Origin of the sequence: Rathayibacter sp. AY1F4, assembly GCF_002931775.1 — a bacterium.
Taxonomy (GTDB): domain Bacteria; phylum Actinomycetota; class Actinomycetes; order Actinomycetales; family Microbacteriaceae; genus Rathayibacter.
In genome coordinates, this window is record NZ_PSVE01000027.1 from 1 (window position 1) to 26,114 (window position 26,114).

The window sequence follows — 26,114 nt, forward strand, 5'->3', positions numbered from 1 at the left end:
GGCGGCGGCCGATCCCGGCCGATCCCGCCCGCCCCGCTCGGCGGGATCGGCCGGGATCGGCCGCCGCCTCCACGGCCCGGCTCGCATCCCCTCGCGCTACTGCTCCCCACCAGCCCCGCGGCCTCCGTCTCCGGCCTCCGCCGTCGCGTTCCGCCGCGGTCCCGACCTCCCCTCCACCCCTCACCTGAAGGACCCCCCATGTCACGAACCCCCCGGCAGGAGCGCACCCGGCGCTCACGCCTCCCCCGAGCGGGCGCCGCGCTGACGCTCGCCATCGCCTGCCTCGGCGGCGTCCTCGGACCGATCGGCGCCGCCGGCGCCGCAGAGACCGTCCCCGCTCCCGCGCTGCAGTACTCGTTCGACGGCATCGGCGCGACGCTCGCCAATGGAGCCGTCGTCGCCGACTCCGCTCCGGGCAACCACCCCGGCACCCTGATCAACTCCGGCGCGACCAGCGTCGCGGGTCCCTCCGGCGCCTCCACCGACCGCGCTCTCTCGCTCCCGGGCGGATCGAGCACGTCGGCCGCGCCGCACGTCCGGATCGCCCCGGGCCTGATCCCCGCCGGCACGCAGGACGTCACGATGTCCGCCTGGCTGCGCTGGAGCGGTGCTCCGGACTGCACCTGGCCCTTCACGCTCGGCTCCAGCGTCGACTCCCACGTCCTCTCCACCACGAAGTGCGGACCGGCCGGCTTCGGCGCGATCAAGAGCGGCTCCGAGGTGCGGGCCGCAGGCAACACTCCGGTCGCCGCGAACCGCTGGGTGCACATGGCGGTCGTCGTCAAGGGCGGCCAGTCGGTCTCGACCTACTTCGACGGAGCTCTCGTCGGCCAGGGCAGCACGACCTTCACCGCCGCGTCCGCGATCGGCACGTCCACGTTCTCCGGCTTCCTCGGCAAATCGTTCTACGGCGCGGACGCCTACTGGGCCGGTGCCATCGACGACATGCAGGTCTGGACCTCCGCGCTCACCGCCGGCCAGGTGCAGCAGAGCGCCGCATCCGTGCACTCGGTTCTCGCGAACCAGGACGCCGCCGTCTCGCTCGGCGACACCTCGAACGTGACCTCGAACCTCGCCCTCCCTACGACCGGCGCCAACGGCTCCACGATCACCTGGACGTCGAGCGCCCCCGGCGTCGTCAGCACCAGCGGCGTCGTCACCCGGCCCGCCGCGGGCAGCCCGGACGCCACCGTCACGCTGACCCCGACCGCCGTCCACGGCGGCATCACCGTCGTCGGCCGTGCCACCACCGTGTTCGTCCCGGCGTACGCCGCCGGTGACAGCGCCGAGGCCGAGCTCGCCCGGGCCGTAGCCGACGGCATCAGCAACGATCCCGCTCTCGCCGGACCGGTGCGCGGCAGCCTGAACCTGCCCTCGACCGGAGCCGACGTCGCCGCCACCGCCGCGCGCGCGAACAGCTCCAGCGCCGTGGTCAGCTGGACCTCGTCGAACGAGGCCGTCATCACCTCCGCCGACAAGGGCACCGCGCCGAACGTCGTCGCGAAGGGCTCGCTCACGCGTCCGTCCGCCGACACCACCGTCACCCTCACCGCGACGGTCACGGTGCCCGGCACCACGCCCCTCGTGCGGACGCTCACGCGCACCGTTCCGGCCGCGGCTCCCGTGGCCGCGAGCGACCTCGACGCGTACCTGTTCGCGTACTTCACCGGCGACAGCATCGAAGGCGAGAAGATCCGCTTCGCGACCTCCGACGGCAACGACTCGCTCACGTGGAAGACCCTGAACGACGCCCAGCCGATCCTCACCTCCACCATGGGCACGAAGGGGCTGCGCGACCCGTTCGTCTTCCGCTCGAAGGAGGGCGACCGCTTCTTCCTGATGGCCACCGACCTCTCCGTCGGCACCACCGGCTTCGGCGGATCGACCAACCGCGGCAGCCGCTACCTCGAGATCTGGGAGTCCACGGACCTCGTCAACTGGGGCCAGCAGCGCCACGTCGAGGTCAACCTGCCCAACGCGGGCATGACCTGGGCACCGGAGGCCACCTACGACCCCACCATCGACGCCTACGTCGTCTACTGGACCTCGGCCCTCTTCACCGACAGCACGCGCAACGTCGAGGACGGCAACGGACCGCAGATCCTCACGTCCACCACGCGCGACTTCCGCGACTTCACCACCCCCGAGGTCTGGTTCAAGGCCGCTGACGTCCCCTCGCTCAACAAGAGCAACGGACTGATCGACGCCACGATGCTCAAGGACGGCGACACCTACTACCGCTTCACGAAGGCGACCCAGACCAGCGGCTGCCCCTCGCCCGACATCATCGGACAGAAGTCGACGAACCTCCGCGCCACCACCGCCTCCGGAGCGTGGAGCCTTATCGACACCTGCATCGGCCGCACCGCCGGAACGCCGGAGGTCGAGGGTCCCGAGATCTTCAAGACCAACGAGGGCGACCGGGCGGGGTACAAGTACTTCCTCTGGACCGACAACTACGGCGGACGCGGCTACATCCCGCTCGGCACGAACTCGCTCGAGGGCGACATCCAGTGGACGATCCCCAGCAGCTTCTCGCTGCCGACGTCGCCCCGCCACGGATCCGTCGTCTCCATCACCGCGAAGGAGCGCGACGGGCTCGCCGCGAAGTGGAACCCGTCGCTCCTGGTGACCTCGATCGACGCCGTGGCGCGGACCGTGCAGGCCGGATCGACCACCGTCGACCTGCCCGCCACGGTGGGCGCGACGTTCAAGGACGGCCACCGTGAGACGGTCGCCGTGACGTGGGCGACCGCAGATCTCAGCTCGCTGAAGAAGGCGGGCGACACCGTGCAGGTGCGCGGACAGCTCGCCAACTCGGCAGCGACGCCGGCCATCGCCACCATCACCGCCACGGCTCCTCCCGGACCGTCGCTGACGGCCTCGGCCGCGAGCCGCTGCGTCGCCGGCAAGGTGACGGTCACCGCGACCGGCACCAACACGAGCGGCTCCACGGTCGAGATGACCGTCGGCTCGCAGTGGGGGAGCAGGACCTTCGCCGGGGTCGCTCCCGGCAAGTCCGTGTCCGCCGCCTTCACCACCCGGGCGACCTCGGTCACCGCGGGCGAGGTGAGCGTCGCCTCGAAGGACGCGAACGGCACCAGGACGGCCACCGCGCCGTACTCGGCGCTCACCTGCCGCTAGGCCGGTGACAGGGGAGGGGCGGCGTCCAGCCGCCCCTCCCCTGTCCTCCTCCGTTCCGGGGCCTCCGGCCACCGGAGCAGGGGAGCATGGACCCTGGGTCCGTGCTCCCCGCATCCACCTCTCCCACGGAAGTAGACGAACAATGCGGTTCCGACGCACGACGGCCCTCCTGGTCGCCGCGAGCCTGACAGCGGGAGGGGCTGCGCTCGGCGCGGCACCCGCACAGGCCGCGGTGCCCAGCCCGGTCCTCTCCTACGACTTCTCCTCGTCCGCCGCTGTCGGCTCCGCCGTGGGCGCGGGCACGACCCTGACCGACTCCGCTGCCGGCCGCTCCGCCACCGTGCGCGGGACCGGAGCGACGACCGTCGCCGGTCCGCGCGGCGGCACCGACCGCGCACTGCGCCTCCCCGGCGGTGCCGCGGGCAGCTCCGCCGCCTACGCCGAGATCGCGCCCGGACTGACCACGGCGGCCACCACCGATGTGACCATGTCGGCCTGGCTGCGCTGGGAGGGGAACCAGAGCTGCAGCTGGGCGTACGCGCTCGGGCAGTCGACCGAGCGGTACCTCTTCACCACGCCCCAGTGCGGAGGCAACCTGATCGGCGCCGTGAAGAACGGCTCGGAGCAGCGTGCGGCCGACTCCGGTCCCGCCGCCACCGGTCGCTGGAGCCACGTCGCCGTGGTCCTGCGCAGCGGCGTCAGCGTCTCGACCTACGTCGACGGCCGGCTCGCCCAGACCACCCCGACCTCCGCGACCGGAGCGGCGACTGTCGGCACCTCCGCCTTCTCCGGCCTCCTCGGCAAGTCGTTCTACGGCCCAGACCCCCTCTTCGCCGGGGCGATGGACGACGTGCACGTCTACTCCTCCGCCCTGACCCAGGACCAGGTGCGCGAGGACGCGGCTCCGGCCGCCGCCGCGATCGCCGCATCGGACGCCGCCGCGGCGACCATCGCCGTCACCGGGCCCGTCACCAGCGACCTCCCCCTGCCGACCCACGGCGCGGGCGGCTCCGTCCTCACGTGGGCGAGCAGCGACCCCGCGGTGATCGGCACCGACGGCTCCGTGCGCCGCCCGGTACCCGGATCGGCGAACGCCACCGTGACCCTGACCCCGACCGCGACCTTCGCCGGATCCGCCGCCACCGGCAGCGCGCGAACCGTCACCGTCGCCGCCGACACCGAGGCCGACGCCACGGCGCGCCTGCGCACCGCCCTCGTCGTCCCGCCGACCGTCGCCTCCGGAACCGCTCTTCCCACGGTCGCCGGCTACACCGTGTCGTGGAGCGCGGACGGTGCCGGCCTGTCCGGCAGCCGCCTCGTGAACGACTCGGCGACCGACCGGGCACTCGCGCTCACCGCCTCCGTGAAGGTCGGCGCCACCACGCTGACGAAGACCTTCCGCACCACCGTCCTCAGCGCCTCCACGGCGAAGACCGTGGTGTCGTACACCCGGACGCCGACCGGCGAGGACAAGGCGAACCAGGACACGATCGCCCGCGGCCTCCACCTGGCACTCGGCTCGTCCGTCGCCGACGCAGCACCGCTCTCGGGCAACTCGGGAGTCCTCTTCGCCGACGGGGTCTTCCTCGGAACCGACAAGGCCGACAACCGCGGCCTCGCGAACCCCTCGCTGTTCACCTTCGCCGACGGCACCGTCGGCGTGATCGCCACGCGCGTCCTGCAGTCGGGCGCGTCCGACGGCACCGGGGCCTCGAGCGCTCTGGTCTTCAAGGCCACGGACGCCACCGCGTCCGACTTCACCGAGCTCGGCCTCATCGACCTCGGCACCACCGGCGGCGTCGTCGCGCCGAAGGCCGTCTTCGACACGGACCAGAACCGCTACCTCGTCTCCTGGACGGACTCCTCCGGGGCTGCGAAGTACACGACCGTCACTGACCTCGCCCGCACCGAGCTCCGCGCGCAGGCGTTCTGGCCGAAGGACGGCGGCCGTCGCAGCGTCGTCGTGACCGACGGGAACCGCGGTGCGGTCCTCGGAGGAAGCCCCGCCACCGTCGCCGCTCCCGACCTCTCCGGAGTCCCGGGCCGCGTCGCCGACGCTCTGCCGGGCGGCGCGCTGACGGTCTCCGGCTCCGTCGCCGACTCGCTCGTGAAGAGGTTCGGCCGCACGGTCAACACCGGATCCTCGGTCGCACCGCAGACGATCGATCAGGGCGACACCTCCGCCCTGTCCGGAGTGAAGGCGCAGCTCTCCTACAACGACGGCTCGACCGGCAGCCTCGGCATCGACTGGAACCAGCAGCAGCTCGCCGACCTCGCTGCGAAGGGCCCGGGAACGTACGACCTCTCCGGGACCGTCCGCCAGCGGCAGTACAACGAGCCGTTCGCCTACAACCGCGCGGATCCGACGATCTACCGCTACGAGCGCAACGGGAAGACGCAGTACCTCTTCACCGCCACGGACGACACGAACAACAACAACGTCGCCTCGCAGCACCTGCCGATCCGGGTCGCCGACAGCATCGACCAGCTCAGCGACGACAACGGCGGACGAGCCCGTGAGGTGGACCTCCTCAACCGCACCACGCGGATGGACCGCACCGCCGAGGGCAAGGTGATCGCGGGCTGCTACTGGGCCCCCGAGATCCACGAGATCGGCGGCAAGCTCTCCATCCTGTTCGCCCCGTGCTTCAACCCGGACAACGACCAGTCGAACCAGAACGGTCAGTGGTTCACGGTGCAGGCGCACATCATGCAGCTGCGCGACGGCGGAGACCCCGCGAACCCCTCCGACTGGAGCGCGCCGCGCGCCGTCGTGAAGAGCGATGGGAGCGCCCTCGGACGCCCCGGCACGGGACGCAACATCAGCCTCGACATGACCTACTTCGAGTCCGGTGGAACTGCGTACTACGCCTGGTCCCAGCGCTACGTCGACAACGGAGTGAGCGACCCGGCGACCTGGATCGCCAAGGTCGATCCCGCGAACCCCACCCGCGTCATCGGCGAGCCGACCCCGATCATCGTGCCCTCGCTGACGTTCGAGGACCACCTGTCCGAGGGAGCGTTCGCGATCCAGCGCGACGGGAAGATCACGCTCGTCTACTCCAGCAGCGGCGTCAGCCCGAAGTACATCGTGGGCGGCGCCTGGGCGAAGGAGGGCAGTGACCTGACCGACATCGCGAGCTGGACCAAGTACGACGCCCCGCTCCTGCAGAGCGTCCCCCTGCCCGACGGCGTCCTCGACTACCGCACCTACGAGCAGGGTCCCGGCCACGGAGCCGTCACCCAGGACGAGGACGGCAACGACGTGTACGTCTACCACACCTGGGGCAACGGAGTCGGGGGTGACGGACGCGACACCCGTCTCGCCCGCATCCACTACGCCGCCGACGGCCGGCCGGTCTTCGACCTGACGCCGACGGAGGAGGTCGCACCCGCGAACCGGACTGTGACCGCCAAGGTCACCGTCACGTCGCCCCTGACCGTGACCGCCACGGCGTCGACCCGCTGCGTCAGCGGGAAGGTCGTCCTGACCACTGTGGTCAAGAACGACAGCCGCTCGATCATGGACATCACGACCGTCACCGCCTTCGGCTCGAAGACCGTGACCGGAGTCGCTCCGGGATCGTCCGCGTCGAGCGCCGTCACCACCCGAGCGGTCTCGATCCCCGCGGGGTCGGTGGCCGCGACAGGAAGGGCCGTCGTCGACGGGAAGACGGTCAGCACGCAGACGAGCGTCGACTACCCGGCGCGCAGCTGCCGCTGAGACGGTGAGGGAGCGGGCGCCACGATCGCCCGCTCCCTCGTCGTCCCGCCCCCGACCGGCACTGCGCCGCCCTGCAGTGCCGCCACCTCAGAAGGACGACCGACGAGATGCACCACAGCAGGAGGGCCGGGACGGTCCCGACGATCGGGCCCGTGCTGACGAAGGTCGCGCAGTCGCACACCCTCACCGAGGAGAAGGACGACGGAGCGGCCGGCAGCGCAGCTGCGGTCGGAGGACACGACCTCCTGCTGATCAACGGCAACGCCCTCCCTCTCTCCTGAGTCCCCCCGGCGGTGACCGGCCCAGCCCCCCTTCCTCCCGTTGCAGCAGGAGACCGCCGTTCCCCAGGAGACACCCGTGATGCGCCTCGATCGATTCCTCGTGTCCCTCGCACGCCCTGCGCGGTGCACGAACCGCTGCGGAGCCTGCGGGCTCGACTGCAGCACCGACGTCTTCATCCTGATCGCGCTCGCGACCGGCGAGAACCGCGACGAGTCCCGCCTCCGAGAGGTTCTCGACCACCGCTCCGGCGACCGGGTCGATGTCGTCGAGGTGCGCAAGCGCCTCCTCCGGCTCTCACGCCACGGTCTGGTGCTCCTCGAGAGAGGCAGGAGGACCCCGCTGCAGCGCATCGAGCGCTTCTCGATCACGCGCGACGGCCGGGCCTTCCTGGCGTCCCATGCCAGAGCACTGGACCTCCTCGCCGAGGAGATCCACGTCGCGCTGCTGACCCGCTGACGAACCGAGCGCCTGCGCGGGCGCGTCGAGTCTGTTCGGCGTCGATCCGGGGGTCCGACGCGCCGGGTCGCAGGCAGGTCCCGGCCTCGCGGTCCCCTCGCTCGTGACCGCGTCACACCCGCTCAGGATCACGAGGCCGACCGCAGCCGGAGGCACTGCCGACGCGAATCCCGACGAGCTGTGCGAGCTCCCCGCCGGCGCGCGCTCAGGCACGGCTCGCCCGTGACGACGCCCCCGCGGAGCACCAGTCGCCGCTCAGGGCTCCGGCGACTCCACGCCGGCCGTTGCCGCCCCTTCACCCTGCGTCGTGCGCGAGGTGGCGCGATCCTGATTCATGCCGCCGACGGCGCCGTCATGATCGGCGCCGTCCTCTCTCTCGCGTTCTCCTTCCAGATCGTTCTCGGAACGGGACCGCTGGGGCCGGGCTCGCGAACCTCGCCCTGACGGTCGCGATCACGGCGTTCTCGCCCGTCACCATCGGATTCCTCCTCGTCCGAGGGAGGAAGGAGGACCTCGACCGCGCCTGGGACGAGGCGGACGTCGCCCTCGTCCAGTGAGACGGTGGGACCGGTTCGTGCAGGAGCGACAGACCGGCTCGCCCCTTCCAGTCCGATTCACGACACCCCGTACCTCGTCGACCGACGACCTCCCCCCGATGAGGAGTGACTCGTGGATCGCAACGGTGCGGTCGTGCGACGCGGCCACTTCATCCGGTGGGTCTCCTCCCGCGATGCCGGCTGCACCGCCGAGATCATCGAGGGTCGCGACCCGGTCGCCCGGCACATCACCGCAGACCGGAACGACGACGCCCGGCCGCCCTCAGGTGAGAGGCGGCCGGGCGTCGTCGGTCGGAGGACCCGGTCAGGTCAGCCGCAGCGGAGCGCCGGGTAGGCGGCGCTCACGGGAGCGGAGGCGCTGCCGACGGTGGCGACCCCCTGGACGGTGCCGGCGGCGACCGAGGCGGCCCGCGTGGTCACGGCCAGCGAGGCGGTCCGGCCCGCATCGATCTGCTGCGTCTTCGCGCCCCACAGGGTGTTCCAGCGGAGGTCGGCGGTCGACGCGGCCTTGTTGACAGTGGTCAGCGTGACCACCACCTTGCCCGCGACGCAGCGAGCCGCTGCAGTGGCGGTGACGGGCACAGCCGGCGCCTTCACGGTGATCGTCGCCGTGACGGTGCGGTTGGCCGAGGCCACCTCCTGCTCCTTCGAGAGCGAGAGGTCGAGCCGGCCGCTCGCGCGGATGTTCACGCCCTTGAACCAGGTGTTGCGGTCCGAATCGAACAGGCCGCCCGCGTTCTGCGGATCGGTCGCCGTGTGCGGGTCCGGGTAGGGGCGGGCGTGGTAGGCGAGGAGCAGGTTGCCCGACTCGTCCTCGACGAACGAGTTGTGCCCGGTGCCGGCCTGCTGGCGCGAGAAGTACTGCGTCTCGTCCGCGCCGAGGCGGCCCAAGTAGGTGTCCTCGGTGTCCAGCACGGGGAACGCGGTCTGCGTCCACGTCGCGGGGTTGAGGAGGTCGGCACTCGCGTCGGCCGTGAGCAGGCCGAGCGAGTAGTACTTGTCGACCGTTCCGCCCGAGTAGGTGAGGTACATGCGTCCTCCCTTGGACACGATGAACGGCGCCTCGACGACGCCCTGGTCGCTGCCCTCGGTGGTGTCGGACGGGGTCGGCGAGCTCTTGCCCGACTCCCACGGCTGGCTCTCGCCGTAGATGCGGCTGACCGCACCGGTCACCAGCGGGACGGTGCCCTTGGGCCCCATCGTCGCCTTGGCGAGGGAGAGCGTGTTGCCGTTGGGCAGGACCCAGTAGCCCTGGGTGGCGCCGTTCTCCTGGCGGTCGATGTAGCTGACGTCGAAGGCCGCGCCCTCGAGGACGACCGGCTCGCCCCACTTCGTCTGGTCGAGGAATCCGCCCTCGGCGATCGAGGCGTCGGTCCCGGTGTAGGGGATCAGGACGGTGTTGTCGCACCAGCCGCCCACAGGCGCGTAGCCCTTGTTCATGCCGGCGACGATCCACCAGGTGCCGTTGATCTTGTGGAACTCCTGCGCCCAGATGTATCCGCCCCAGCCGTAGAAGGTGTTCGGGTACTCGCTCTGGCGACCGGGCGTGCCGGCGTCGGGGTCGATCACGATCTGCTCGGGAGCGGAGTCGAGACCGGCGATGGTCTTCGAGCGCTTGAGGCCGATCTTGCGGTAGCTGGAGCTCTCCTCGATCGGGCCGAGCGAGTCCTGACCGTAGTGCGAGCCCGTGAGGTAGTAGTAGCCGTCGTCCTCGTTGAAGAAGACGTGCGGATCCGCGCGGGCCTCGTTGACCATCGCCTCGGGGTCCTGCTGGACGGAGCCGGTGACCCGGTAGGTCCCGGGACGCGAGGTGTCGACGGCGGTGGTCAGATCGTCCTGCCAGTCGACGTTGAGCGACTTGGTCGAGCCGTCGTTGTACTCCATCACGGCCTGCCCCGGGAGCGCTGCGGCGATCGCAGCGGATCCGGCGCCGGAGTCGACGGAGCCGCTGAGCGACTTCACACCGGTGTTCTTCAGGTCGACGTACTCGCGGTAGAACGTGCTGAACTCGGTCGAGGTCAGCGCCGTCTCGCCGGCCTGGCCCTGGGTGAACCCGGCGGGGAGACCCGAGCCCTGGACACCGGGGACGCGGGCGTCGGCGCGGGTGGTCGCTCCGGGAGCGGTGCCGGAGGCGAGGTCCGTGAACAGCGTCACGCGGCCCTCGGTGGTGAGCAGATCGGTCCAGAACAGCTTGTAGACGCCGAGGGCGGAGTCGAAGACGATCCGCGGGTCGGTCACGACCGAGCCCGGCGCGACCCGGAGGACGCGCTGGTCGCGGAACGTGCGGCCGTCGGCGGAGCTCCAGAGGTAGACGGAGTCCGTGGCGTTGTTCTGCGACGAGACCGCGCCGAGCGAGCCGTCCTTCGAGCGGAACAGCAGCGGCGAGCCCATCTGGGCGTTCGGGCGCTGCGCCTGATCGCCGTCCTTGAGGACGGAGAGGATCGACTGCGAGCGGTTCAGCGGCTCCCAGGTGGTCGCGCCGGCGGGCAGTGCGGCCGTGAAGAGCGAGTCCGCGCGGCGGTCGTCGTTGTACGCCAGCGGGTCGTCCTTCACTCCGTTCGTCGTGGTGACGGTCTTGACGGAGGTGGCGATGCGCCCGCCGGGCACGGCGAGGGTGCTGTCCCACGCGTAGGTCTGCCCGGCGACGGCTGCCTGGAGGCGGACGGCGACGGGAGCGGTGAGGCCCGAGAGGTTCACGGCGCCGGTGGAGGAGACGCGCGCGGCGCCGGCGCCGGAGGCGGTCCACGTCACGGTGTTCCCGAGGACCTGCGCGGGCAGGTCGCCGAGCACGGTCGTGGGGACGTCGAGGGCGGCGCGCAGGTCGGTCGCCACGGGACTGCTCGTCGCGCCCAGCTCGGCCCCGGTCAGGGCGCGGTCGTAGACGCGCAGATTGTCGAGGAGTCCGGTGAAGTACTCCCCGCCGCCCCAGTTGGCCTTGCCGACCTGAAGGACTCCGCCGGTCGATCCGAGGACCGTCGCGAGCGAGGGGCCGGCCGTCGTGACGGCGACGGGCTTCGCGTCGACGTAGAGGCGGGCGGTGCCGGCGCTCAGCACGAGATCGACGTGCTTCCACTCCGTGCTGCTCGGGCCGGTGAGGTTGCCCGACGCGTCGCGGGCGCCGCTGTTGGCGTACCGCTCGACGGTGATGCCGGTCGTCCTGTCGAGGACGCCGACGTACTTCTCCTGGGCGTAGTCCTGGGTCGCGGCCGAGCGAGCGGCGAAGACCGACCAGCCGACGTTGTTCGCGGCGGCGGGCTTGGAGTCGTACGACAGGGTGACGGAGTCGCGCCCCTTCAGCAGCGGCTGCCCGTCGGTCGCGGTGAGGTCGAGCCAGAACGAGGACGACAGCGACACGGCGCTGCCCTGCCCGGTGCGCCCGGCGACGAGGGTCGGCGTCCCCTTCACGGAGGCGCGGGTCGACCGGTCGGTGAAGGCGCCTCCGCTCGGGGCGGTGTCGAAGGTGAAGTCCGCGAGCAGGCTCTGCGCGGGGGTGGTCGCCGCTGTCGCGGCGACGGCGACCGGCACGGCGGAGCCGGCGGCGAGGGCGATCGTCGCGGAGGCGGCGAGGGTGGCGGCGAGCAGGCGCGAGCGCCTGCCTCCGCCCGGGGGTCGTGACGTCATCGTCGACGTGTCCTCTCGGGTTCTGCAGCGAACCGGTGGGCGGACGGGGGATCCCGCCTGCGGTGTGGTCTCCGCACGGTACCGGCGATTGTTCACGGTAACAAGAGAGCACGACCATCAGTTGCGAAACTCTCACACCCGTCGGACAGCTCGGGCGAGCAGAACGCCGCACCGGGCGGGCCGGCAGCCTCTGCGCCGGCCCCGCCCGGTCAGTGCCCGCGCGCGATCCACTCCTCGCGGTGCGGCGCCTCCGCTCCGATCGTCGTCGAGTCGCCGTGGCCGGTCCGGACGACCGTCTCGGCGGGCAGCGTCAGCAGGCGCTCCGTGATCGAGTCGATGATCGTCGGGAAGTCGCTGTACGAGCGGCCGGTGGCCCCCGGCCCGCCCTGGAAGAGGGTGTCGCCGGTGAACACCGTGCCGAGCGCCTCGGCGACGAAGCAGACGGCGCCGGGGGTGTGGCCCGGGGTGTGCCGCACCTCGAGCTCGACGCCGGCGACGGGCACGATCCGCCCGTCGACCAGGGCGCCGCTCGGTGCCGTGCCGGGGTGCACGGCGTCCCACAGCATCCGGTCGGCCTCGTGGAGCAGCGCCGGGGCGCCGGTCGCAGCGCGGACTCCCTCGACCGCGTCGAGGTGGTCGTCGTGCCCGTGGGTCAGCAGCACGGCGAGGAGCCGGCGCTCGCCGACGGCCGCGAGAATCGCGTCTGCGTCGTGGGCCGCGTCGATGACGACGCACTCGGAGTCGTCGCCGACGATCCAGACGTTGTTGTCGACGTCCCAGGTGCCGCCGTCGAGGCTGAAGGTGCCGCTCGTGACGAGCTGCTCGATCCGCGCGCCCATCAGAGCACCACCACCGAGCGGAGCACGTCGCCGCCGGCCATCGTGGTGAAGGCCTCCTCGATGTCCTCGATCCCGATCCGCTCGCTCACGAACTCGTCCAAAGGCAGGCGGCCCTGGAGGTAGAGGCCGGTCAGCATCGGGAAGTCCCTCTCCGGCAGGCAGTCGCCGTACCAGCTCGACTTCAGCGATCCGCCGCGGCCGAAGACGTCGAGCAGGGGGATCTCGAGGGTCATCTCGGGAGTCGGCACCCCGACCAGCACCACGGTCCCGGCGAGGTCGCGGGCGTAGAACGCCTGGCGCCAGGTCTCGGGGCGGCCCACGGCGTCGATGACGATGTCCGCTCCGAAGCCGTTCGTCAGGGCCTGCACCGCCGCGACGACGCCCGCTTCGTCGAGGCCGCTGGAGTCGATGACGTGCGTGGCGCCGAGCTTCTCGGCCGCGACCAGCTTCTTCGGGTCCCGGTCGATCGCGATGACCGTGCCGGCGCCCGCGAGAGCGGCGCCGACCACGGCGGCCGTGCCGACTCCTCCGCAGCCGATGACCGCGACGGAGTCGCCGCGCGTCACGTTCCCGGTGTTCATCGCCGCGCCGAGGCCCGCCATGATCCCGCAGCCGAGCAGGCCCACCGCGGCGGGGTCCGCCTCCGGATCGACCTTCGTGCACTGCTTGGCGTGCACGAGGGTCTTCTCGGCGAAGGCGCCGATCCCGAGGGCGGGGCTGAGCTCGGTGCCGTCCTCCAGGGTCATCCGCTGCGTCGCGTTGAAGGTGTCGAAGCAGTACCAGGGCTCGGCCCGGGTGCAGGCCCGGCACTCGCCGCAGACCGCGCGCCAGTTGAGGACCACGAAGTCGCCGACCGCGACGTGGGTGACTCCCTCTCCGATCGCGCTGACCCGCCCGGCCGCCTCGTGACCGAGGAGGAAGGGGAAGTCGTCGCTGATCCCGCCCTCGCGGTAGTGGAAGTCGGTGTGGCAGACACCGCAGGTCTCGATGTCGACCACGGCCTCGCCCGGGCCCGGGTCGGGGACGACGATGTCGACGAGCTCCACGGGAGCGCCCTTCGACCGGGCGATGACGCCGCGCACAGTGGTGGGCATGGGGGCTCCTTCGACGGGGGCGTGCAGGTCCGCTCCACAGTAACGACCGCGGGATGCGGGTGCGCCGGGTGGACGCGGGCGCTCCCGCCCTCTCCGGTGCCGGGCCGCCCGCCTCGCGGACCGCGACCCTGACAGTCGGTAGGGTGCGGGCCATGCGCACTCTGTACCCCGAGATCGAGCCCCACGACTCCGGCATGCTCGACGTCGGCGACGGCCACTCGCTCTACTGGGAGGTCTCGGGCAACCCCGAGGGCAAGCCCGTCGTGTTCCTGCACGGCGGCCCCGGAGCCGGCACCTCGCCCGCCCACCGCCGGCTGTTCGACCCCGAGAAGTACCGCATCGTGCTGTTCGACCAGCGGATGTGCGGCCGCTCCACCCCGCACGCCGGCGAGCCGGAGGCCGACCTCTCGACCAACACCACCTGGTACCTCGTCGCCGACATCGAGCGCCTCCGCGAGCACCTCGGCGTCGAGCGCTGGCTCGTGCTCGGCGGCTCCTGGGGCTCGACCCTCGCCCTCGCCTACGCCGAGACCCACCCCGAGCGGGTCAGCGAGATCGTCCTCCGCGGCATCTTCACCCTCCGCCGCGCCGAGCTCGAGTGGTTCTACGAGGGCGGCGCCGCCGCGGTCTACCCGGATCTCTGGGAGGGCTACAGCTCGGTCGTCCCGGCCGGCGAGCGGGGCAGCCTCATCGAGGCGTACTACCGCCTCCTCCACGACGCGGACCCCGCCGTGCACGGCCCCGCCGGTGTCGCCTGGACCACCTGGGAGGCGTCGACCATCACCCTCCTCCAGAAGCCGGAGCTGATCGCGGACTGGTCCGATCCCGTCTTCGCGCTCGCCTTCGCCCGCATCGAGAACCACTTCTTCGTGCACAGGGGCTGGCTGGAGGAGGGGCAGCTGATCCGCGACGCCGGCGTCCTCCGCGACATCCCGGCCGTCATCGTGCAGGGCCGCTACGACATGTGCACCCCGGCCTTCACCGCCTGGGACCTGCACCGGGCCTGGCCCGAGGCCGACTTCCGGATGATCGCTGACGCGGGCCACGCCTTCGACGAGCCGGGGATCCTCGACGCGCTGATCGAGGCGACGGACCGCTTCGCGTCCTGACGGGCGGGGCGGTCCGCGCCTCGCGGCCGGGATGCCCGGGTGCCCGTGCCTGAGCGTCCCGCGCCCGGTGCCGTCGTGTCCCGGGAGCGGGTCTACCCTGATCAGATGCGCGCGGACGACGCCTCCGGGATGGAGGACTGGCCCACCGGCCGGCTGCTCTCCACCGCCTCCCGGATGGTCGAGCACGCCTGGCACGGCGCCCTCGCCGAGATCGGCCTCACCCACGCCGGCCTGATCGTGCTGCACCTCCTGCAGGCGGGTCCCGTCGCGCAGAAGGAGCTGGCCGCCGCGGCCCACGTCGAGGTGCAGACCATGTCGCGCACCATCGAGCGCCTCGAGCGCGAGGGCCACGTCTCGCGCACCACGGATCCGTCGGACCGCCGCCGGCAGCTCGTCGCGCTCACCGACGCGGGCGGCGAGGCCTGGCGCCGGGCGCACCGCCTCGAGGTCGACATGTTCCCGGGCTCGCTCGAGCACGGCCCCCTGCGCGAGGCGCTGCTCGAGATCATCCGCTCGGCCAGCGAGTCGCGCTGGGGCTGACCGCAAGCCCGAGCGGAGCCTGTCCGCGGAGCGCTAGCTTCGTCGGCATGACCTTCAACGACGACTCCCAGCTCAGCGGCGGCAAGGTCCGCCGCCGCGGCCGCACCACCGGCATCGCCGTCGGCGGGGGCGCGGTGGGCGTGGTCGTGCTCGCGCTGCTCTCGCAGCTGCTCGGCGTGAACCTCTCGGGCCTCGGCGAGGTGTTCGGCGGAGGCGGGTCCTCGCCGGAGGGCGTCACCTCCACCGCGGTGGCCTGCGACAGCGGCGCCGACGCGAACACGCAGGTCGACTGCCGCCTCGAGGGTGCGGCCGAGTCGCTCGACCGCTACTGGGGCGAGCAGACGCCCACCCTCGGAGTCGCCTACACGACCCCGACCGGCGTCGACCTGTTCGAGGACAGCACCACCACCGGCTGCGGGAGCGCGACCGCCGCGGTCGGCCCGTTCTACTGCCCGCCGGACCGGACGATCTACCTCGACACCGACTTCTTCGACGAGCTGCGCACCCGGTTCGACACCTCGGGCGGATCGCTCGCGCAGATGTACATCCTCGCCCACGAGTGGGGCCACCACATCCAGAACCTGACCGGCGCGATGGAGTCGGCGGACCGCTCCGGCACCGGCCCCGAGTCGGACTCGGTGCGCCTCGAGCTGCAGGCCGACTGCTTCGCCGGCGCCTGGGTGGGCGACGCCTCGACGGTGCCCGACGAGACCGGCACGCCCTACCTCAAGCCGGTGACGGCGCAGGAGTACCAGGACGCGCTCGGCGCCGCGGCCGCCGTCGGCGACGACCGCATCCAGGAGCAGGCCACCGGCACCGTCGATCCGGAGGGGTGGACGCACGGCTCGGCCGAGCAGCGGCAGCGCTGGTTCCAGGCCGGCTTCGAGGGCGACGCCACCAGCTGCGACACCTTCGCGGCCGCGCAGCTCTGACCGGGCGCCGCTGAGGGCTCCTCGCCACTCCCTGGGGACCCGCGCGGGTCAGGACACGGAGTCGGCCGGCTCCTCCATGTGCCACTCGGTGAACGAGCGCGCCCGCCCGTCGGGGGCGAAGCGGATGACCCAGAGGTTCAGGTAGGTGCGGTCGCCCGGGTAGACGGTGCGCCCCTCCACCACCGCGGTCTCCTCCGTCAGCGCGACCAGGCCCCACGCGAACGTCGGGTCGGCGGGCTCCTCCTCCGCCTGCCACCACTCGACGATCGCGTCGCGCGGAGTGATCGCGTCACGGTGCGGCGCCGTGAAGTACTCGGCGTCCTCGGTGAACAGTGCGGCCACGTCTGCCGCGTCGTCCGTGGCCCAGGCCTTCTCGTAGCCGGCGATCCAGCTCTCGATGTCGATCATCCGCCCATCCTCGTCCTGCCCGACGCGCGCGGGAAGGAGGAGGAGGGAACAAAGCGGCGCCCCGCGCTGTTGAGCCCCGAGCCGGTCGAAAGCAGAGCCGAGCGATACGATCCCGCCGACGACGGCCCGCCCGCCGCCGCGGTCCGGGTGCGCGTCCGCCGCCGACACGAAGGACCGCCGTGCCCGACTCCGACAGACGCTCCCTGACCCGCTCGCCGGACCCGCGCCTCATGACCGCCGTCCTCGCCTTCGCGGGGATGAGCGCCTCCTTCATGCAGACGCTGGTCGTCCCGATCCAGTCCGAGCTGCCGACGCTGCTCGGCGCCGACCGCACCGAGACCGCGTGGGTGATCACCGCGACGCTGCTCAGCGCCTGCATCCTCACCCCGGTCTCCGGCCGCCTCGGCGACCTCTACGGCAAGCGGCGGATGGCCGTGGCCGCGCTGGTCGTCCTCGTGATCGGCTCGATCGTGTGCGCCTTCGCGGGCGACGTGTGGACGCTGGTCGTGGGCCGGGCACTCCAGGGAGCCGTGATGGGCGTCATCCCGCTCGGCATCTCGATCCTCCGCGACACCCTCCACCGCGACCGGCTCCCCGGCGCGATCGCCCTGGTCAGCGCGACCCTCGGCATCGGCGGCGCGCTCGGCCTGCCGCTCAGCGCCCTCATCGCGCAGAACACCGACTGGCACGTCCTGTTCTGGATGTCCGCGGGCCTCGGCGTCCTCGACATCGTCCTCGTCCTCCTGGTCGTGCCGGTGTCGACGCTGCGCTCGCCCGGCACCTTCGACGTGGTCGGCACGATAGGCCTCGCCCTCGGACTGAGCGGCGTGCTGATCGCCGTCTCGCGCGGCAACGACTCCGGCTGGACGAGCCCCGCGATCCTCGGCTCCGGCCTCGGCGGCATCGCCGTCCTGCTCCTCTGGGGCTGGTACGAGCTGCGGCAGGAGAGCCCGCTCGTCGACCTCCGGGTGGCAGCCCGCCCCGCCGTGCTCTTCACCAACCTCGCCTCGGTCGCGGTCGGCTTCGCGTTCTTCGGCGCCCAGATCACGCTGCCGCAGCGCCTCGAGCTGCCCGCGGCGTCGGGCGTCGGCTTCGGCCTGAGCCTGATCGTGGCGAGCCTCGTGCTCGCCCCCTCGGGCCTGGCGATGATGGCGACGTCCCCGCTCGCCGCCCGCCTCTCGGCGCAGTCCGGGCCGCGGCTCGTGCTGATCGCCGGCTCCGGGCTGATCGCGGTCTCGTACCTGCTGATCCTCCCGTTCGGCGGCGAGGTGTGGCAGATCCTGGTGATCAACGCCCTCATCGGTGTCGGCCTGGGCCTCGCCTACGCCGCGATGCCGACGCTCATCATGCACGCCGTCCCCGCCTCGGAGACCGCCGCCGCGAACGGGCTGAACTCGCTGATGCGCACCCTCGGCACGACGCTCTCCTCCGCCGTGACCGCGGGCGTGCTCGCGCAGCTGACCGTGTCCGTCGGCGACGTGCAGCTGCCGAGCTCGCAGGGCTTCGAGACCACGTTCGTGATCGGCGCGATCGGAGCGCTGGTCGCCGTCGCCCTCGGCCTGCTCATCCCGCGGGCGCCCCGCCCTGAGGCGCGACCCGCTCTGCCCTGACCGGACCGCGCGTCGTCGGCCGCGAGTGCTCCTCGCTGAGGAGACCTGGTCGCGGCCGGCGACGCGCGTCCGCTACTCGTCCTCGAGAAGCATCCGCTCGATCTGCAGCTCGCGCAGCCGCGTCGAGGCCTGCAGGTTCTCGCGCGCGGCGAGCACCAGGCGGCACAGCAGCACCAGCAGCACGATCGCGAGCACCGCGACGGCCGTCACGACGACTCCGTACAGCGCGGTCAGGACTCCCCAGGTCTGGATCATCCCTCGACGCTACGGAGTCGCACCCGCCCTCGCGTCCCCCGCCCGACGGAGAGCGCGGGGCGGGCAGCCGGTGCAGGGGCAGTGGACGCGCAGAGCCCGGCCCGCGAGGGCTCAGCCCGCGAAGGCCCCGCGGTACGCCCGCGCCGGGTGCGTCGCCGGCAGCTCGTCCGTCCCGAACAGCTTGCGGCGCAGCGTCCCCTCGGCGTACTCGGTCTGCGCGAGGCCCCGCTCCTGGAGCACCGGCATCACCCGGTCGACAAACTTCTCGTAGCTGCCGGGCAGGATCCAGTTGACGACGTTGATCCCGTCGATCCCCGCGTCGCGCCAGCCCGCCAGGTACTCGGCGATCTGCTCGGGAGTGCCGACGACCCGTCCGCGCAGCTTCGCCGAGAGCCGGGCCAGATCGCGGACGGTCGGCTCGCGGTCGGGGGAGGCGTCGCGGATCCACTGCAGGTGGCTCTGGCCGGCGTAGGTCTCGATCGCCGAGAGCGGCAGGTCGGGGTCGAGCTTCTCGCCCGTCGCCGGGTCGAAGCCGAGGTTCGAGTGCACGAGGAACGCGTCCGAGGAGAGGTACTCGTCGATCTCGCGCTCAGCGCGGCGTGCCTCCTCCTCCGTGTCGCCGGTGATGAAGGAGAGCCCCAGGTAGAAGGAGGGCGCACCCGCTCCGCGACCGGCCGCCGCGGCGAGGGCCCGCGTGTCCTCGATCAGCTCGCGGGTCTTCTCCGGCGACCCCGAGAACACGAACTGCGCCTCCGCGTTCCGCGCGGCGAAGCGCCGGCCCGCCGGGGAGGAGCCGGCCTGGAAGAGCACGGGCGTGCGCTGGGGCGACGGAGCCGAGAGGTGCGGCCCCTGCACGCGGTAGCGCTTCCCGACGTGGTCGATGCGGTGGATGCGCGCCGGGTCGGCGAAGGAGCCGCTCTTGTCGCGCAGGAGCGCACCGTCGTCCCACGAGCCCTCCCACAGCTTGTAGACCACGTCGAGGTACTCCTGTGCCCAGGCATAGCGCTCGTCGTGCTCCTCGAGCCGGTCGTAGCCGAAGTTGCGGGCCGCGCCGTCGAGGGCGCTGGTGACGATGTTCCAGGCGATCCGCCCCTTCGAGAGGTGGTCGAGGGTCGAGACCTTCCGGGCGAAGTCGAACGGATGCGACTGCAGCACCGAGCTCGTGAACGCGAAGCCGAGGTGCTCGGTGCTCACCGCCAGGGCCGAGAGCAGCACGGACGGGTCGTTGCTGGGCAGCTGCAGCCCCTCGCGGGCGTTGACGTCCCAGTCGCCGTCCGCCGGACCGTAGAGCCCCGCCACGTCGGCGAAGAACATCGCGTCGAAGCGGCCGCGCTCCAGCGTCCGGGCGAGGGCGATCCAGAGCTGCACGTCGTCGAACTCGTGCTGCCGGGCGTCGGGGTGGCGCCAGAGGCCGTGCTGGATGTGGGAGGCGGTGTTCATGACGAACGCGCAGAAGCGCAGCGGGCGGGGCTCGGTGATCACGCTCCCAGGCTAGGCCGGGTGCCTCCCACCGGTCTCGAACGACTCCGCGCGTAGGGTGTCCGACTGTGGAATCCCGCATCCCCGAACCCGCGCACGCCGTCCCTCCGCTGACGGACGCCGTCGCCGAGGCGCTCGACGCCACCACCGTCGCCGAGATCCGCGCTCTGCGCGACGACTTCGCGCGCTTCATGCTCCAGTACAAGTTCGGGATGGACGAGATCGTCACGAAGGTGTCGATCCTGCAGGAGGAGTTCCGCGAGCTGCAGGAGTACAACCCGATCGAGCACGTCACGAGCCGGCTCAAGTCCGCCGACAGCCTGATCGAGAAGATCGAGCGCAAGGGCTGCGAGACGACCTTCGAGGGCATCGCCGACGCGATCACCGACATCGCCGGCGTGCGGATCACCTGCAGCTTCGTCTCGGACGTCTACCGCGTCTTCGACCTGCTCACCTCGCAGTCCGACGTGACGGTGCTCGAGGTGAAGGACTACATCGCCGAGCCGAAGGAGAACGGCTACAAGAGCCTGCACGCGATCGTCGAGGTGCCCGTGTTCCTCTCCGGCGGATCGGTCGACGTCTGCGTCGAGGTGCAGTTCCGGACCATCGCGATGGACTTCTGGGCGAGCCTGGAGCACAAGATCTACTACAAGTACGACCGCCAGGTCCCGCAGGAGCTCCTCGACGGCCTCGCCGACGCGGCCCGCACCGCCGCCACCCTCGACGCCGACATGGAGCGCCTCCACCGCCAGGTCCGCGGCCCGCTGCCCGGGGCGCGCACCTACGACGTCTGACGCGCCGCCCCGCGCCGCCGATCGGGCCGCCCCGACTCCTGCCGATCGAGCACCCCGCGCAGCGGGCCTCTCGAGATCCCCCTACGGAGTCAGCAGCGGCAGCAGCGCCAGCAGCAGCACCGCGGAGCCGTTCAGCGTCGCGTGCGAGACGATCGCCGCTCCGAGCCGCCCGGTGATCGTCGCGATCCAGCCGTGCGCGAGTCCCGCGGTGACCGTCGTCACGCCGAGCGTCACGATCGTCGCCGGGTTCACCATCTGGTGCCCGTGCAGCAGGGCGAAGACCGCCGTGGACGCCAGGATGCTGAACACCATCGCCCAGACGCGGCGGCCGCGGGTGGGCGGCGCCGACTCCGCGGAGCCCCGGAGCATACGGTTCCGCACCGCGCGCATCACGACGCCGCGGCAGAGGACCTCCTCGACCAGCGGCGCGACGACGACGGGGATGAGGACCGAGCTCAACACGAACCACAGCGGATCGGGGTCGATGTCGAGGTTCCCCTGCGCGTCCTGGAGGAGCGGAGCGAACGCGGCGAGCACGAACAGGATCACGACGCGCACCGCGATGCCGAGCCCGATCCCGAGGGGCACGTCGATCCAGCGGAACCGCAGCCCGAAGTCGGCCGCCATCGTGCCCAGCCCGCGCAGCCGAGACGCCGCGAACGGGACGATCAGCGCGACGAGGTAGCTCGCGAGCGCCCCCGCGAAGGCGAGTCCGGCGGAGTAGGGGAGCACGCCGAACCCGAACAGCAGGATGAGCACGGCCAGCGGCAGGACGATCCCGACGATCGTGAGCACGGCGGTCGGCAGGCCCCAGCGGACCCGAGGATCGGGCAGGTAGAGGAGGGAGGAGTAGGGCGCGTGGACCGAGGGGAGGGGCTCGGCCGGCCATGACGTCGTCGCAGCGGAGTCGGGCGCGAGCGTCGCGGGATCGGGCGGCGGGAAGGCGTCGGGTTGCATGGCCGGGCCAGCCTACGCAGACCGCCTGGACGGGATCCGGGCTGCCGTCACTGCTCGGCGCGGTCCGGATCGGCAGGACGGGCGCACGTAGCGGATCGCGGCGGCGGGGACCTCCGGGTACGAAGAAACCCCCGCCATGTAGAAGCTAGGCGAGGGTTCCAGTGGCTCCGACGGGCGTCGATCCCGTGACCTCACGATTTTCAGTCGTGCGCTCTACCAACTGAGCTACAGAGCCGTTGCGACGTGATGTCGCTGGAGAGGTGATCTCCTGAAAAAGGCCCTTCCTCTCGGAAGGGCCTCTTTGCGACCCTGACGGGACTTGAACCCGCGACCTCCGCCGTGACAGGGCGGCACGCTAACCAACTGCGCTACAGGGCCTCGTTGCGAAGACAAGCATACTGCCTTCGAGGCTGTTCTCTTTTCACGCCCCGACCCTCTCGAGCCGGCGCACTTTCCGGTGGTGCTGGTACTTCTGGTGGTGCTGGTAGTACCGACCCATCCGTGACCCCAACGGGATTCGAACCCGTGCTGCCGCCGTGAAAGGGCGGTGTCCTAGGCCACTAAACGATGGGGCCGGAGACTCGCGGGGCGACCCTGCGGCCGACCCCCCATGACTACCGACACGCAAGCATAGGGGGCCGCGGCGCAGGATGCAAAATCGACGGTTCCGCAGGCGGCGTGCACCCCGTCCGGGGTTGACCCGGGTCTAGGAGATCGGGCAGGGCCGCGGTTAGGGTGGGGCGGAATCGCTCTTCCCCCCACCCGCGCGCCGGAGCCGCACCGCCGCGGAGGGAGGGCCCCCTATCCCCGAGGTCCCATGCCCCACTCCCTGCGCCGTCCGCGTCCCGCCCGCCTCCCCGGCGCGCCGCGACTCGGGCGACTCCGAGGTGCTGCCCTGGCCTCCGCCGTCGTCGCGCTCGTCGCCGGCCTGCTCGTCGCCACTCCCGCCCAGGCGGTCGAGTACCCGTCGTGGGCCGACGTCGAGGCGGCGAAGGGCGACACCGCCGCCGCGGCCGCTCAGGTCGACCGGATCACGTCCCTCATCGGCGACCTCCAGAGCGAGGTCGCCTCCGCCCAGCAGCTCGCGCAGCAGCGCGGCGACGAGCACTTCGCCGCTCAGCAGGCGTTCGACGAGGCCTCGGACCAGTCGAAGAAGCTCGAGGACCGGGCCGCCGCCAGCGCCGAGGAGGCCGACAAGGCCTCGCAGCAGGCGGGCCTGCTCGCCGCGCAGCTCTACCGCAGCACCGGCACCGACCTGTCCGTCAACATCTTCCTCGACCAGAAGGCCGGCCAGGCCGACCAGCTGCTGTCGAAGATCGGGAGCATGACCAAGCTGGTCGAGCGCTCCTCCGCGATCTACGAGCAGGCCAGCACCGCCCGGAACACCGCGTCGTCCCTCGCCGACCAGGCCGAGGTCGCGCAGACGGAGCGCGAGCGCCTCCGCGTCGCCGCCGAGCAGAAGCTGGCCGAGGCGACCGCCGCTCAGGAGGCGTCCGAGGCCGCGCTCGCCGAGCAGCAGGAGCAGAGCGTCGTGCTCGAGCAGCAGCTCGCCGCGCTCCGCGACACCGAGTCGAAGACCGTGGCCGAGTACGAGGCCGGCGTCGCCGCCCGCGAGGCCGAGCGCCTCCGGAAGCTCGCCGAGGAGGAGGCCGCCCGTCAGGCCGCCGCCCAGGCCGAGGCCGCGCGCCGCGAGGCCGCTCGGGCCGCAGCCGCATCCAGCGGCGGCAGCGGTGGCGGTGGCGGTGGCGGGTACGTCGCCCCCTCGGGCGGCGGCGGCTCCAGCGCCGTCAGCGACTCCGGCTGGGTCCGCCCTGCCGGAGGCCGCATCACCGGCACCTTCGGCCCGCGCGACAGCATCTCGACCGGCGGAGGATCCTCCGGCTCGTACCACCGCGGCACCGACCTCGCGGGCGGCTGCGGCATCCCGATCTTCGCGGCGCACAGCGGCACCGTCTCCTACGCGGGCCCCAACGGCACCTACGGCAACTGGGTTCTGATCGACCACGGCAGCGGCATCAGCACCGGCTACGCCCACATCATGTCCGGCGGGATCTACGTCCGCGTCGGCCAGCAGGTCCAGGCGGGCGAGCAGATCGCCGCCGTCGGCTCGACCGGCGCCTCCACCGGCTGCCACCTGCACTTCGAGACCCGCGTCAACGGCTCCGCCGTCGACGCCCAACCGTTCATGGCCCAACGAGGAGTCACCCTTGGCTGACGCACAGACGACCGCACGCACCTTCACCCCGGCACCCCGGGAGCGCGCCTGGAAGGGCCGCCTCCCGCTCGTCATCTCCGCCGCCTTCGCGGTCACGGCGGTCACCGCGTCCCTCGGCATCACCCCGGCCCTCGCCGACGACGCGAAGTACCCCACGTGGGACGACGTGCAGAACGCGAAGAAGGACGAGGCGAGCAAGCAGGCCGAGATCGACTCGATCACCGGCCTCATCGCGAGCCTGCAGACCGCGGTCGACGAGAAGTCGATCACCGCGATGATGAAGGCCGAGGCCTGGCGCCAGGCCAAGGAGGCGCTCGACGCCGCTGCGAAGGCCGTCGCCGACCTCGAGGAGAAGGCGACCACCGCCTCCGCCAGGGCCCAGACCTCGAAGATGCGCGCCGGCCTGCTGGCCGCGCACCTCTCGCGCGCCGCCGGCGGCGACCTCTCCGCCAGCCTCGTGGCCAAGGGCAAGGACGCGGGCGACCTGCTTTACCAGCTCGGCGCGATGTCGCAGCTCTCGGAGCAGTCGCAGAAGGTCTACGCCGACGCCCTCGCCGACAAGCAGAACGCGGAGTCGCTCGGCGACCAGGCGGACCGCGCCGTCACCGAGCACCAGGCGCTCTCGGACGAGGCCGACGCCGCGCGCAAGGACGCCGACGCCGCCGCCGAGTCGGCCCGCGCGTCGCTCTCGGCGCAGGAGGAGAAGTCGCAGGAGCTGGTCGCCCAGCTCGCTCTGCTGAAGGACTCCTCGGTCGAGGCCGAGACCCAGTACCTCGCGGGCGAGCAGAAGCGCCAGGCCGACGAGGCCGCCGCCCAGGCGCAGGCCGAGGCGGAGGCCGCCGCGCAGGCGCAGTCCACAGCCCGCTCAGCCCAGCAGCAGTCCTCGGCTCCGGCCGCCGCCGCCCCGTCGCGTCAGACCGCGTCCCTCCCGCAGCCTGCCGCGCCGCAGCCCGCGCAGCAGCAGCCCGCTCCTGCTCCGGCCCAGCCCGCTGCTCAGCCGATCGCTCAGCCGGCGGCTCAGCCGCTCCCGCAGCCGGTGACCGCTCCGGTCCTGGTGCCGACCAGCGGCGCCGTCGAGAACGCGATCTCGTACGCGATGGCTCAGCTCGGCGAGGAGTACGTCCTCGGCGGCATGGGCCCGGACCAGTGGGACTGCTCGGGCCTCACCAAGGCCTCGTACGCGTCCTCGGGCATCTACATCGGCACCCACTCGGCGACGAACCAGTACAACACCATGGCCGGCGCCGGCAAGCTCGTCCCCTACAGCCAGCGCCAGCGCGGCGACCTGATCTTCTGGGGTGGCGGCGGGGACTACTACCACGTGGCCATCTACCTCGGGAACAACCAGATCATCGAGGCCGCCGACTACGGCAAGCCCGTGCGCATCTGGAACACCTGGGGCACGCCCGCCGGCATGGTCGGCCGCCCGGCCGCCTGAGCCGCGGCCGCACCGCGCAACGAGAGAACCCCCTCCTGTCGAGACGACGGGAGGGGGTTCCTTCGTTGATGCGAGGGGTCAGTGACCCTCTTCGGCCAGCTTCTTGATGCCGTCCTGGACGATCTGCTCCGCCTCGGCGGCGTCGCCCCACGCGTCGACCTTGACCCACTTGCCGGGCTCGAGGTCCTTGTAGCGCTCGAAGAAGTGCTTGATCTCGTTCTTCGTCTGCTCCGGGACGTCGCCGATGTCCTGGATGTGCTGCCAGCGCGGGTCCTTCGCGGGGACCACGATCACCTTCGCGTCGGAGCCGGCCTCGTCGCTCATGTTGAGCACGCCGACCGGGCGGACGGAGACGCCCACGCCCGGGAAGACGGGGTACTCGAGCAGCACCAGAGCGTCGACGGGGTCGCCGTCGAGGCCGAGGGTGTTCTCGAAGTACCCGTAGTCCGTCGGGTAGACGAAGGAGGTGAAGAGCACGCGGTCGAGGTAGACGCGACCGGTCTCGTGGTCGACCTCGTACTTGTTGCGGCTCCCCTTGGGGATCTCGACGACGACGTCGTATGCGGCCATGCTCTCTCCTTGAGTCGGTGGCGCCGTGAGCGGCGCATCGGCGGACGGATCGGCCTCCGGAACGCTCGCGCGGGTGCGCGCGCGGGAGGG

General features: G+C 72.0%; 19 protein-coding genes and 3 tRNA genes. 11 read left to right on the forward strand and 11 right to left on the reverse strand.

Annotated features, from left to right (window positions below):
• Positions 1-198: 198 nt before the first annotated feature.
• From C5C59_RS14715 to C5C59_RS14725, 4 genes are all read left to right on the forward strand, one after another.
• Positions 199-3,144, forward strand: a complete 2,946-nt coding sequence (locus C5C59_RS14715) for an immunoglobulin-like domain-containing protein (RefSeq protein WP_104224390.1) — start codon at positions 199-201, stop codon at positions 3,142-3,144.
• A 142-nt stretch (positions 3,145-3,286) separates the two neighbouring features.
• The gene (locus C5C59_RS14720) at positions 3,287-6,868 is read left to right on the forward strand and encodes a family 43 glycosylhydrolase (protein ID WP_104238389.1); all 3,582 of its coding nucleotides are present in this window, start codon (positions 3,287-3,289) and stop codon (positions 6,866-6,868) included.
• A 107-nt stretch (positions 6,869-6,975) separates the two neighbouring features.
• Positions 6,976-7,149: a hypothetical protein gene (locus C5C59_RS17390; protein WP_181068307.1), complete on the forward strand. Its 174-nt coding sequence runs from the start codon at positions 6,976-6,978 to the stop codon at positions 7,147-7,149.
• A 76-nt stretch (positions 7,150-7,225) separates the two neighbouring features.
• Complete coding sequence (locus tag C5C59_RS14725) at positions 7,226-7,606, forward strand: hypothetical protein (RefSeq protein WP_146079630.1); 381 nt, start codon at positions 7,226-7,228, stop codon at positions 7,604-7,606.
• An 866-nt stretch (positions 7,607-8,472) separates the two neighbouring features.
• On the opposite strand, the gene C5C59_RS14735 is transcribed toward C5C59_RS14725, so the two are convergent.
• The 3 genes from C5C59_RS14735 to C5C59_RS14745 all read right to left on the reverse strand — a co-directional run bounded on the left by C5C59_RS14735 (position 8,473) and on the right by C5C59_RS14745 (position 13,717).
• On the reverse strand, positions 8,473-11,784 hold the full coding sequence (locus C5C59_RS14735) for a family 43 glycosylhydrolase (RefSeq protein ID WP_104238392.1): 3,312 nt from the start codon (positions 11,782-11,784) through the stop codon (positions 8,473-8,475).
• A 209-nt stretch (positions 11,785-11,993) separates the two neighbouring features.
• Positions 11,994-12,623, reverse strand: coding sequence for an MBL fold metallo-hydrolase (locus C5C59_RS14740; protein WP_104238393.1), 630 nt, complete (start codon positions 12,621-12,623; stop codon positions 11,994-11,996).
• Entirely contained in the window at positions 12,623-13,717 is a 1,095-nt protein-coding gene (locus C5C59_RS14745; protein WP_104238394.1) for an S-(hydroxymethyl)mycothiol dehydrogenase, read from the reverse strand. Before C5C59_RS14745 ends, C5C59_RS14740 begins: the two co-directional genes overlap by 1 nt.
• 152 nt (positions 13,718-13,869) lie before the next feature.
• Here C5C59_RS14745 and pip point away from each other — a divergent pair, with 152 nt between their 5' ends.
• From pip to C5C59_RS14760, 3 genes are all read left to right on the forward strand, one after another.
• Complete coding sequence (gene pip / locus C5C59_RS14750; protein ID WP_104238395.1) at positions 13,870-14,826, forward strand: prolyl aminopeptidase; 957 nt, start codon at positions 13,870-13,872, stop codon at positions 14,824-14,826.
• A 105-nt stretch (positions 14,827-14,931) separates the two neighbouring features.
• The gene (locus C5C59_RS14755; protein WP_104224399.1) at positions 14,932-15,366 is read left to right on the forward strand and encodes a MarR family winged helix-turn-helix transcriptional regulator; all 435 of its coding nucleotides are present in this window, start codon (positions 14,932-14,934) and stop codon (positions 15,364-15,366) included.
• Between the two features lie 47 nt (positions 15,367-15,413).
• Positions 15,414-16,298: a neutral zinc metallopeptidase gene (locus tag C5C59_RS14760; RefSeq protein ID WP_104224400.1), complete on the forward strand. Its 885-nt coding sequence runs from the start codon at positions 15,414-15,416 to the stop codon at positions 16,296-16,298.
• A gap of 48 nt (positions 16,299-16,346) precedes the next feature.
• Here C5C59_RS14760 and C5C59_RS14765 read toward each other — a convergent pair whose 3' ends face one another.
• Positions 16,347-16,706: a nuclear transport factor 2 family protein gene (locus tag C5C59_RS14765; protein WP_104238396.1), complete on the reverse strand. Its 360-nt coding sequence runs from the start codon at positions 16,704-16,706 to the stop codon at positions 16,347-16,349.
• Positions 16,707-16,936: 230 nt separating this feature from the next.
• On the opposite strand from C5C59_RS14765, the gene C5C59_RS14770 reads away from it, so the two are divergent.
• Positions 16,937-18,316 (forward strand): MFS transporter, encoded by a 1,380-nt coding sequence (locus C5C59_RS14770; RefSeq protein WP_104238415.1) that lies wholly within the window; start codon positions 16,937-16,939, stop codon positions 18,314-18,316.
• A 72-nt stretch (positions 18,317-18,388) separates the two neighbouring features.
• Here C5C59_RS14770 and C5C59_RS14775 read toward each other — a convergent pair whose 3' ends face one another.
• Together C5C59_RS14775 and C5C59_RS14780 are read right to left on the reverse strand one after the other, a co-directional pair.
• Complete coding sequence (locus tag C5C59_RS14775; protein WP_104224402.1) at positions 18,389-18,571, reverse strand: hypothetical protein; 183 nt, start codon at positions 18,569-18,571, stop codon at positions 18,389-18,391.
• Between the two features lie 111 nt (positions 18,572-18,682).
• Positions 18,683-20,011 (reverse strand): NtaA/DmoA family FMN-dependent monooxygenase, encoded by a 1,329-nt coding sequence (locus tag C5C59_RS14780; RefSeq protein ID WP_374953905.1) that lies wholly within the window; start codon positions 20,009-20,011, stop codon positions 18,683-18,685.
• A gap of 230 nt (positions 20,012-20,241) precedes the next feature.
• Between C5C59_RS14780 and C5C59_RS14785 the strand changes: the two genes are divergently transcribed.
• Entirely contained in the window at positions 20,242-20,844 is a 603-nt protein-coding gene (locus C5C59_RS14785; protein ID WP_104234325.1) for a GTP pyrophosphokinase family protein, read from the forward strand.
• Positions 20,845-20,925: 81 nt separating this feature from the next.
• Here C5C59_RS14785 and C5C59_RS14790 read toward each other — a convergent pair whose 3' ends face one another.
• The 4 genes from C5C59_RS14790 to C5C59_RS14805 all read right to left on the reverse strand — a co-directional run bounded on the left by C5C59_RS14790 (position 20,926) and on the right by C5C59_RS14805 (position 22,376).
• Complete coding sequence (locus tag C5C59_RS14790; RefSeq protein WP_104238397.1) at positions 20,926-21,801, reverse strand: CPBP family intramembrane glutamic endopeptidase; 876 nt, start codon at positions 21,799-21,801, stop codon at positions 20,926-20,928.
• A gap of 162 nt (positions 21,802-21,963) precedes the next feature.
• Positions 21,964-22,036, reverse strand: a tRNA-Phe gene (locus C5C59_RS14795).
• Between the two features lie 69 nt (positions 22,037-22,105).
• Positions 22,106-22,179, reverse strand: a tRNA-Asp gene (locus C5C59_RS14800).
• 124 nt (positions 22,180-22,303) lie between these two features.
• Positions 22,304-22,376, reverse strand: a tRNA-Glu gene (locus C5C59_RS14805).
• A gap of 242 nt (positions 22,377-22,618) precedes the next feature.
• Here C5C59_RS14805 and C5C59_RS14810 point away from each other — a divergent pair.
• Both C5C59_RS14810 and C5C59_RS14815 read left to right on the forward strand, forming a co-directional pair.
• Complete coding sequence (locus C5C59_RS14810; protein ID WP_104238398.1) at positions 22,619-24,016, forward strand: peptidoglycan DD-metalloendopeptidase family protein; 1,398 nt, start codon at positions 22,619-22,621, stop codon at positions 24,014-24,016.
• Positions 24,009-25,454 carry an NlpC/P60 family protein gene (locus C5C59_RS14815; RefSeq protein WP_258062792.1) on the forward strand — a complete coding sequence of 482 codons (1,446 nt, stop codon included), beginning with the start codon at positions 24,009-24,011 and terminating at the stop codon, positions 25,452-25,454. The genes C5C59_RS14810 and C5C59_RS14815 overlap by 8 nt, the downstream gene beginning before the upstream one ends.
• A 78-nt stretch (positions 25,455-25,532) precedes the next feature.
• Here the strand turns inward: C5C59_RS14815 and ppa are convergent, their stop codons facing one another.
• The gene (gene ppa / locus C5C59_RS14820) at positions 25,533-26,024 is read right to left on the reverse strand and encodes an inorganic diphosphatase (RefSeq protein WP_068255683.1); all 492 of its coding nucleotides are present in this window, start codon (positions 26,022-26,024) and stop codon (positions 25,533-25,535) included.
• Between the last annotated feature and the right edge of the window lie 90 nt (positions 26,025-26,114).

What these genes read in the sequence shown, in the direction of transcription:
- pip (WP_104238395.1), top strand. Translation starts at nt 13,870, where the DNA reads ATGCGCACTCTGTACCCCGAGATCGAGCCCCACGACTCCGGCATGCTC.
- C5C59_RS14810 (WP_104238398.1), top strand. Translation starts at nt 22,619, where the DNA reads ATGCCCCACTCCCTGCGCCGTCCGCGTCCCGCCCGCCTCCCCGGCGCG.
- C5C59_RS14780 (WP_374953905.1), bottom strand. Translation starts at nt 20,011, where the DNA reads ATGAACACCGCCTCCCACATCCAGCACGGCCTCTGGCGCCACCCCGAC.
- C5C59_RS14770 (WP_104238415.1), top strand. Translation starts at nt 16,937, where the DNA reads ATGACCGCCGTCCTCGCCTTCGCGGGGATGAGCGCCTCCTTCATGCAG.
- C5C59_RS14755 (WP_104224399.1), top strand. Translation starts at nt 14,932, where the DNA reads ATGCGCGCGGACGACGCCTCCGGGATGGAGGACTGGCCCACCGGCCGG.
- C5C59_RS14715 (WP_104224390.1), top strand. Translation starts at nt 199, where the DNA reads ATGTCACGAACCCCCCGGCAGGAGCGCACCCGGCGCTCACGCCTCCCC.
- C5C59_RS14740 (WP_104238393.1), bottom strand. Translation starts at nt 12,623, where the DNA reads ATGGGCGCGCGGATCGAGCAGCTCGTCACGAGCGGCACCTTCAGCCTC.
- C5C59_RS14735 (WP_104238392.1), bottom strand. Translation starts at nt 11,784, where the DNA reads ATGACGTCACGACCCCCGGGCGGAGGCAGGCGCTCGCGCCTGCTCGCC.
- C5C59_RS14775 (WP_104224402.1), bottom strand. Translation starts at nt 18,571, where the DNA reads ATGATCCAGACCTGGGGAGTCCTGACCGCGCTGTACGGAGTCGTCGTG.
- C5C59_RS14790 (WP_104238397.1), bottom strand. Translation starts at nt 21,801, where the DNA reads ATGCAACCCGACGCCTTCCCGCCGCCCGATCCCGCGACGCTCGCGCCC.
- C5C59_RS14760 (WP_104224400.1), top strand. Translation starts at nt 15,414, where the DNA reads ATGACCTTCAACGACGACTCCCAGCTCAGCGGCGGCAAGGTCCGCCGC.
- C5C59_RS17390 (WP_181068307.1), top strand. Translation starts at nt 6,976, where the DNA reads ATGCACCACAGCAGGAGGGCCGGGACGGTCCCGACGATCGGGCCCGTG.
- C5C59_RS14745 (WP_104238394.1), bottom strand. Translation starts at nt 13,717, where the DNA reads ATGCCCACCACTGTGCGCGGCGTCATCGCCCGGTCGAAGGGCGCTCCC.
- ppa (WP_068255683.1), bottom strand. Translation starts at nt 26,024, where the DNA reads ATGGCCGCATACGACGTCGTCGTCGAGATCCCCAAGGGGAGCCGCAAC.
- C5C59_RS14785 (WP_104234325.1), top strand. Translation starts at nt 20,242, where the DNA reads ATGCTCCAGTACAAGTTCGGGATGGACGAGATCGTCACGAAGGTGTCG.
- C5C59_RS14765 (WP_104238396.1), bottom strand. Translation starts at nt 16,706, where the DNA reads ATGATCGACATCGAGAGCTGGATCGCCGGCTACGAGAAGGCCTGGGCC.
- C5C59_RS14720 (WP_104238389.1), top strand. Translation starts at nt 3,287, where the DNA reads ATGCGGTTCCGACGCACGACGGCCCTCCTGGTCGCCGCGAGCCTGACA.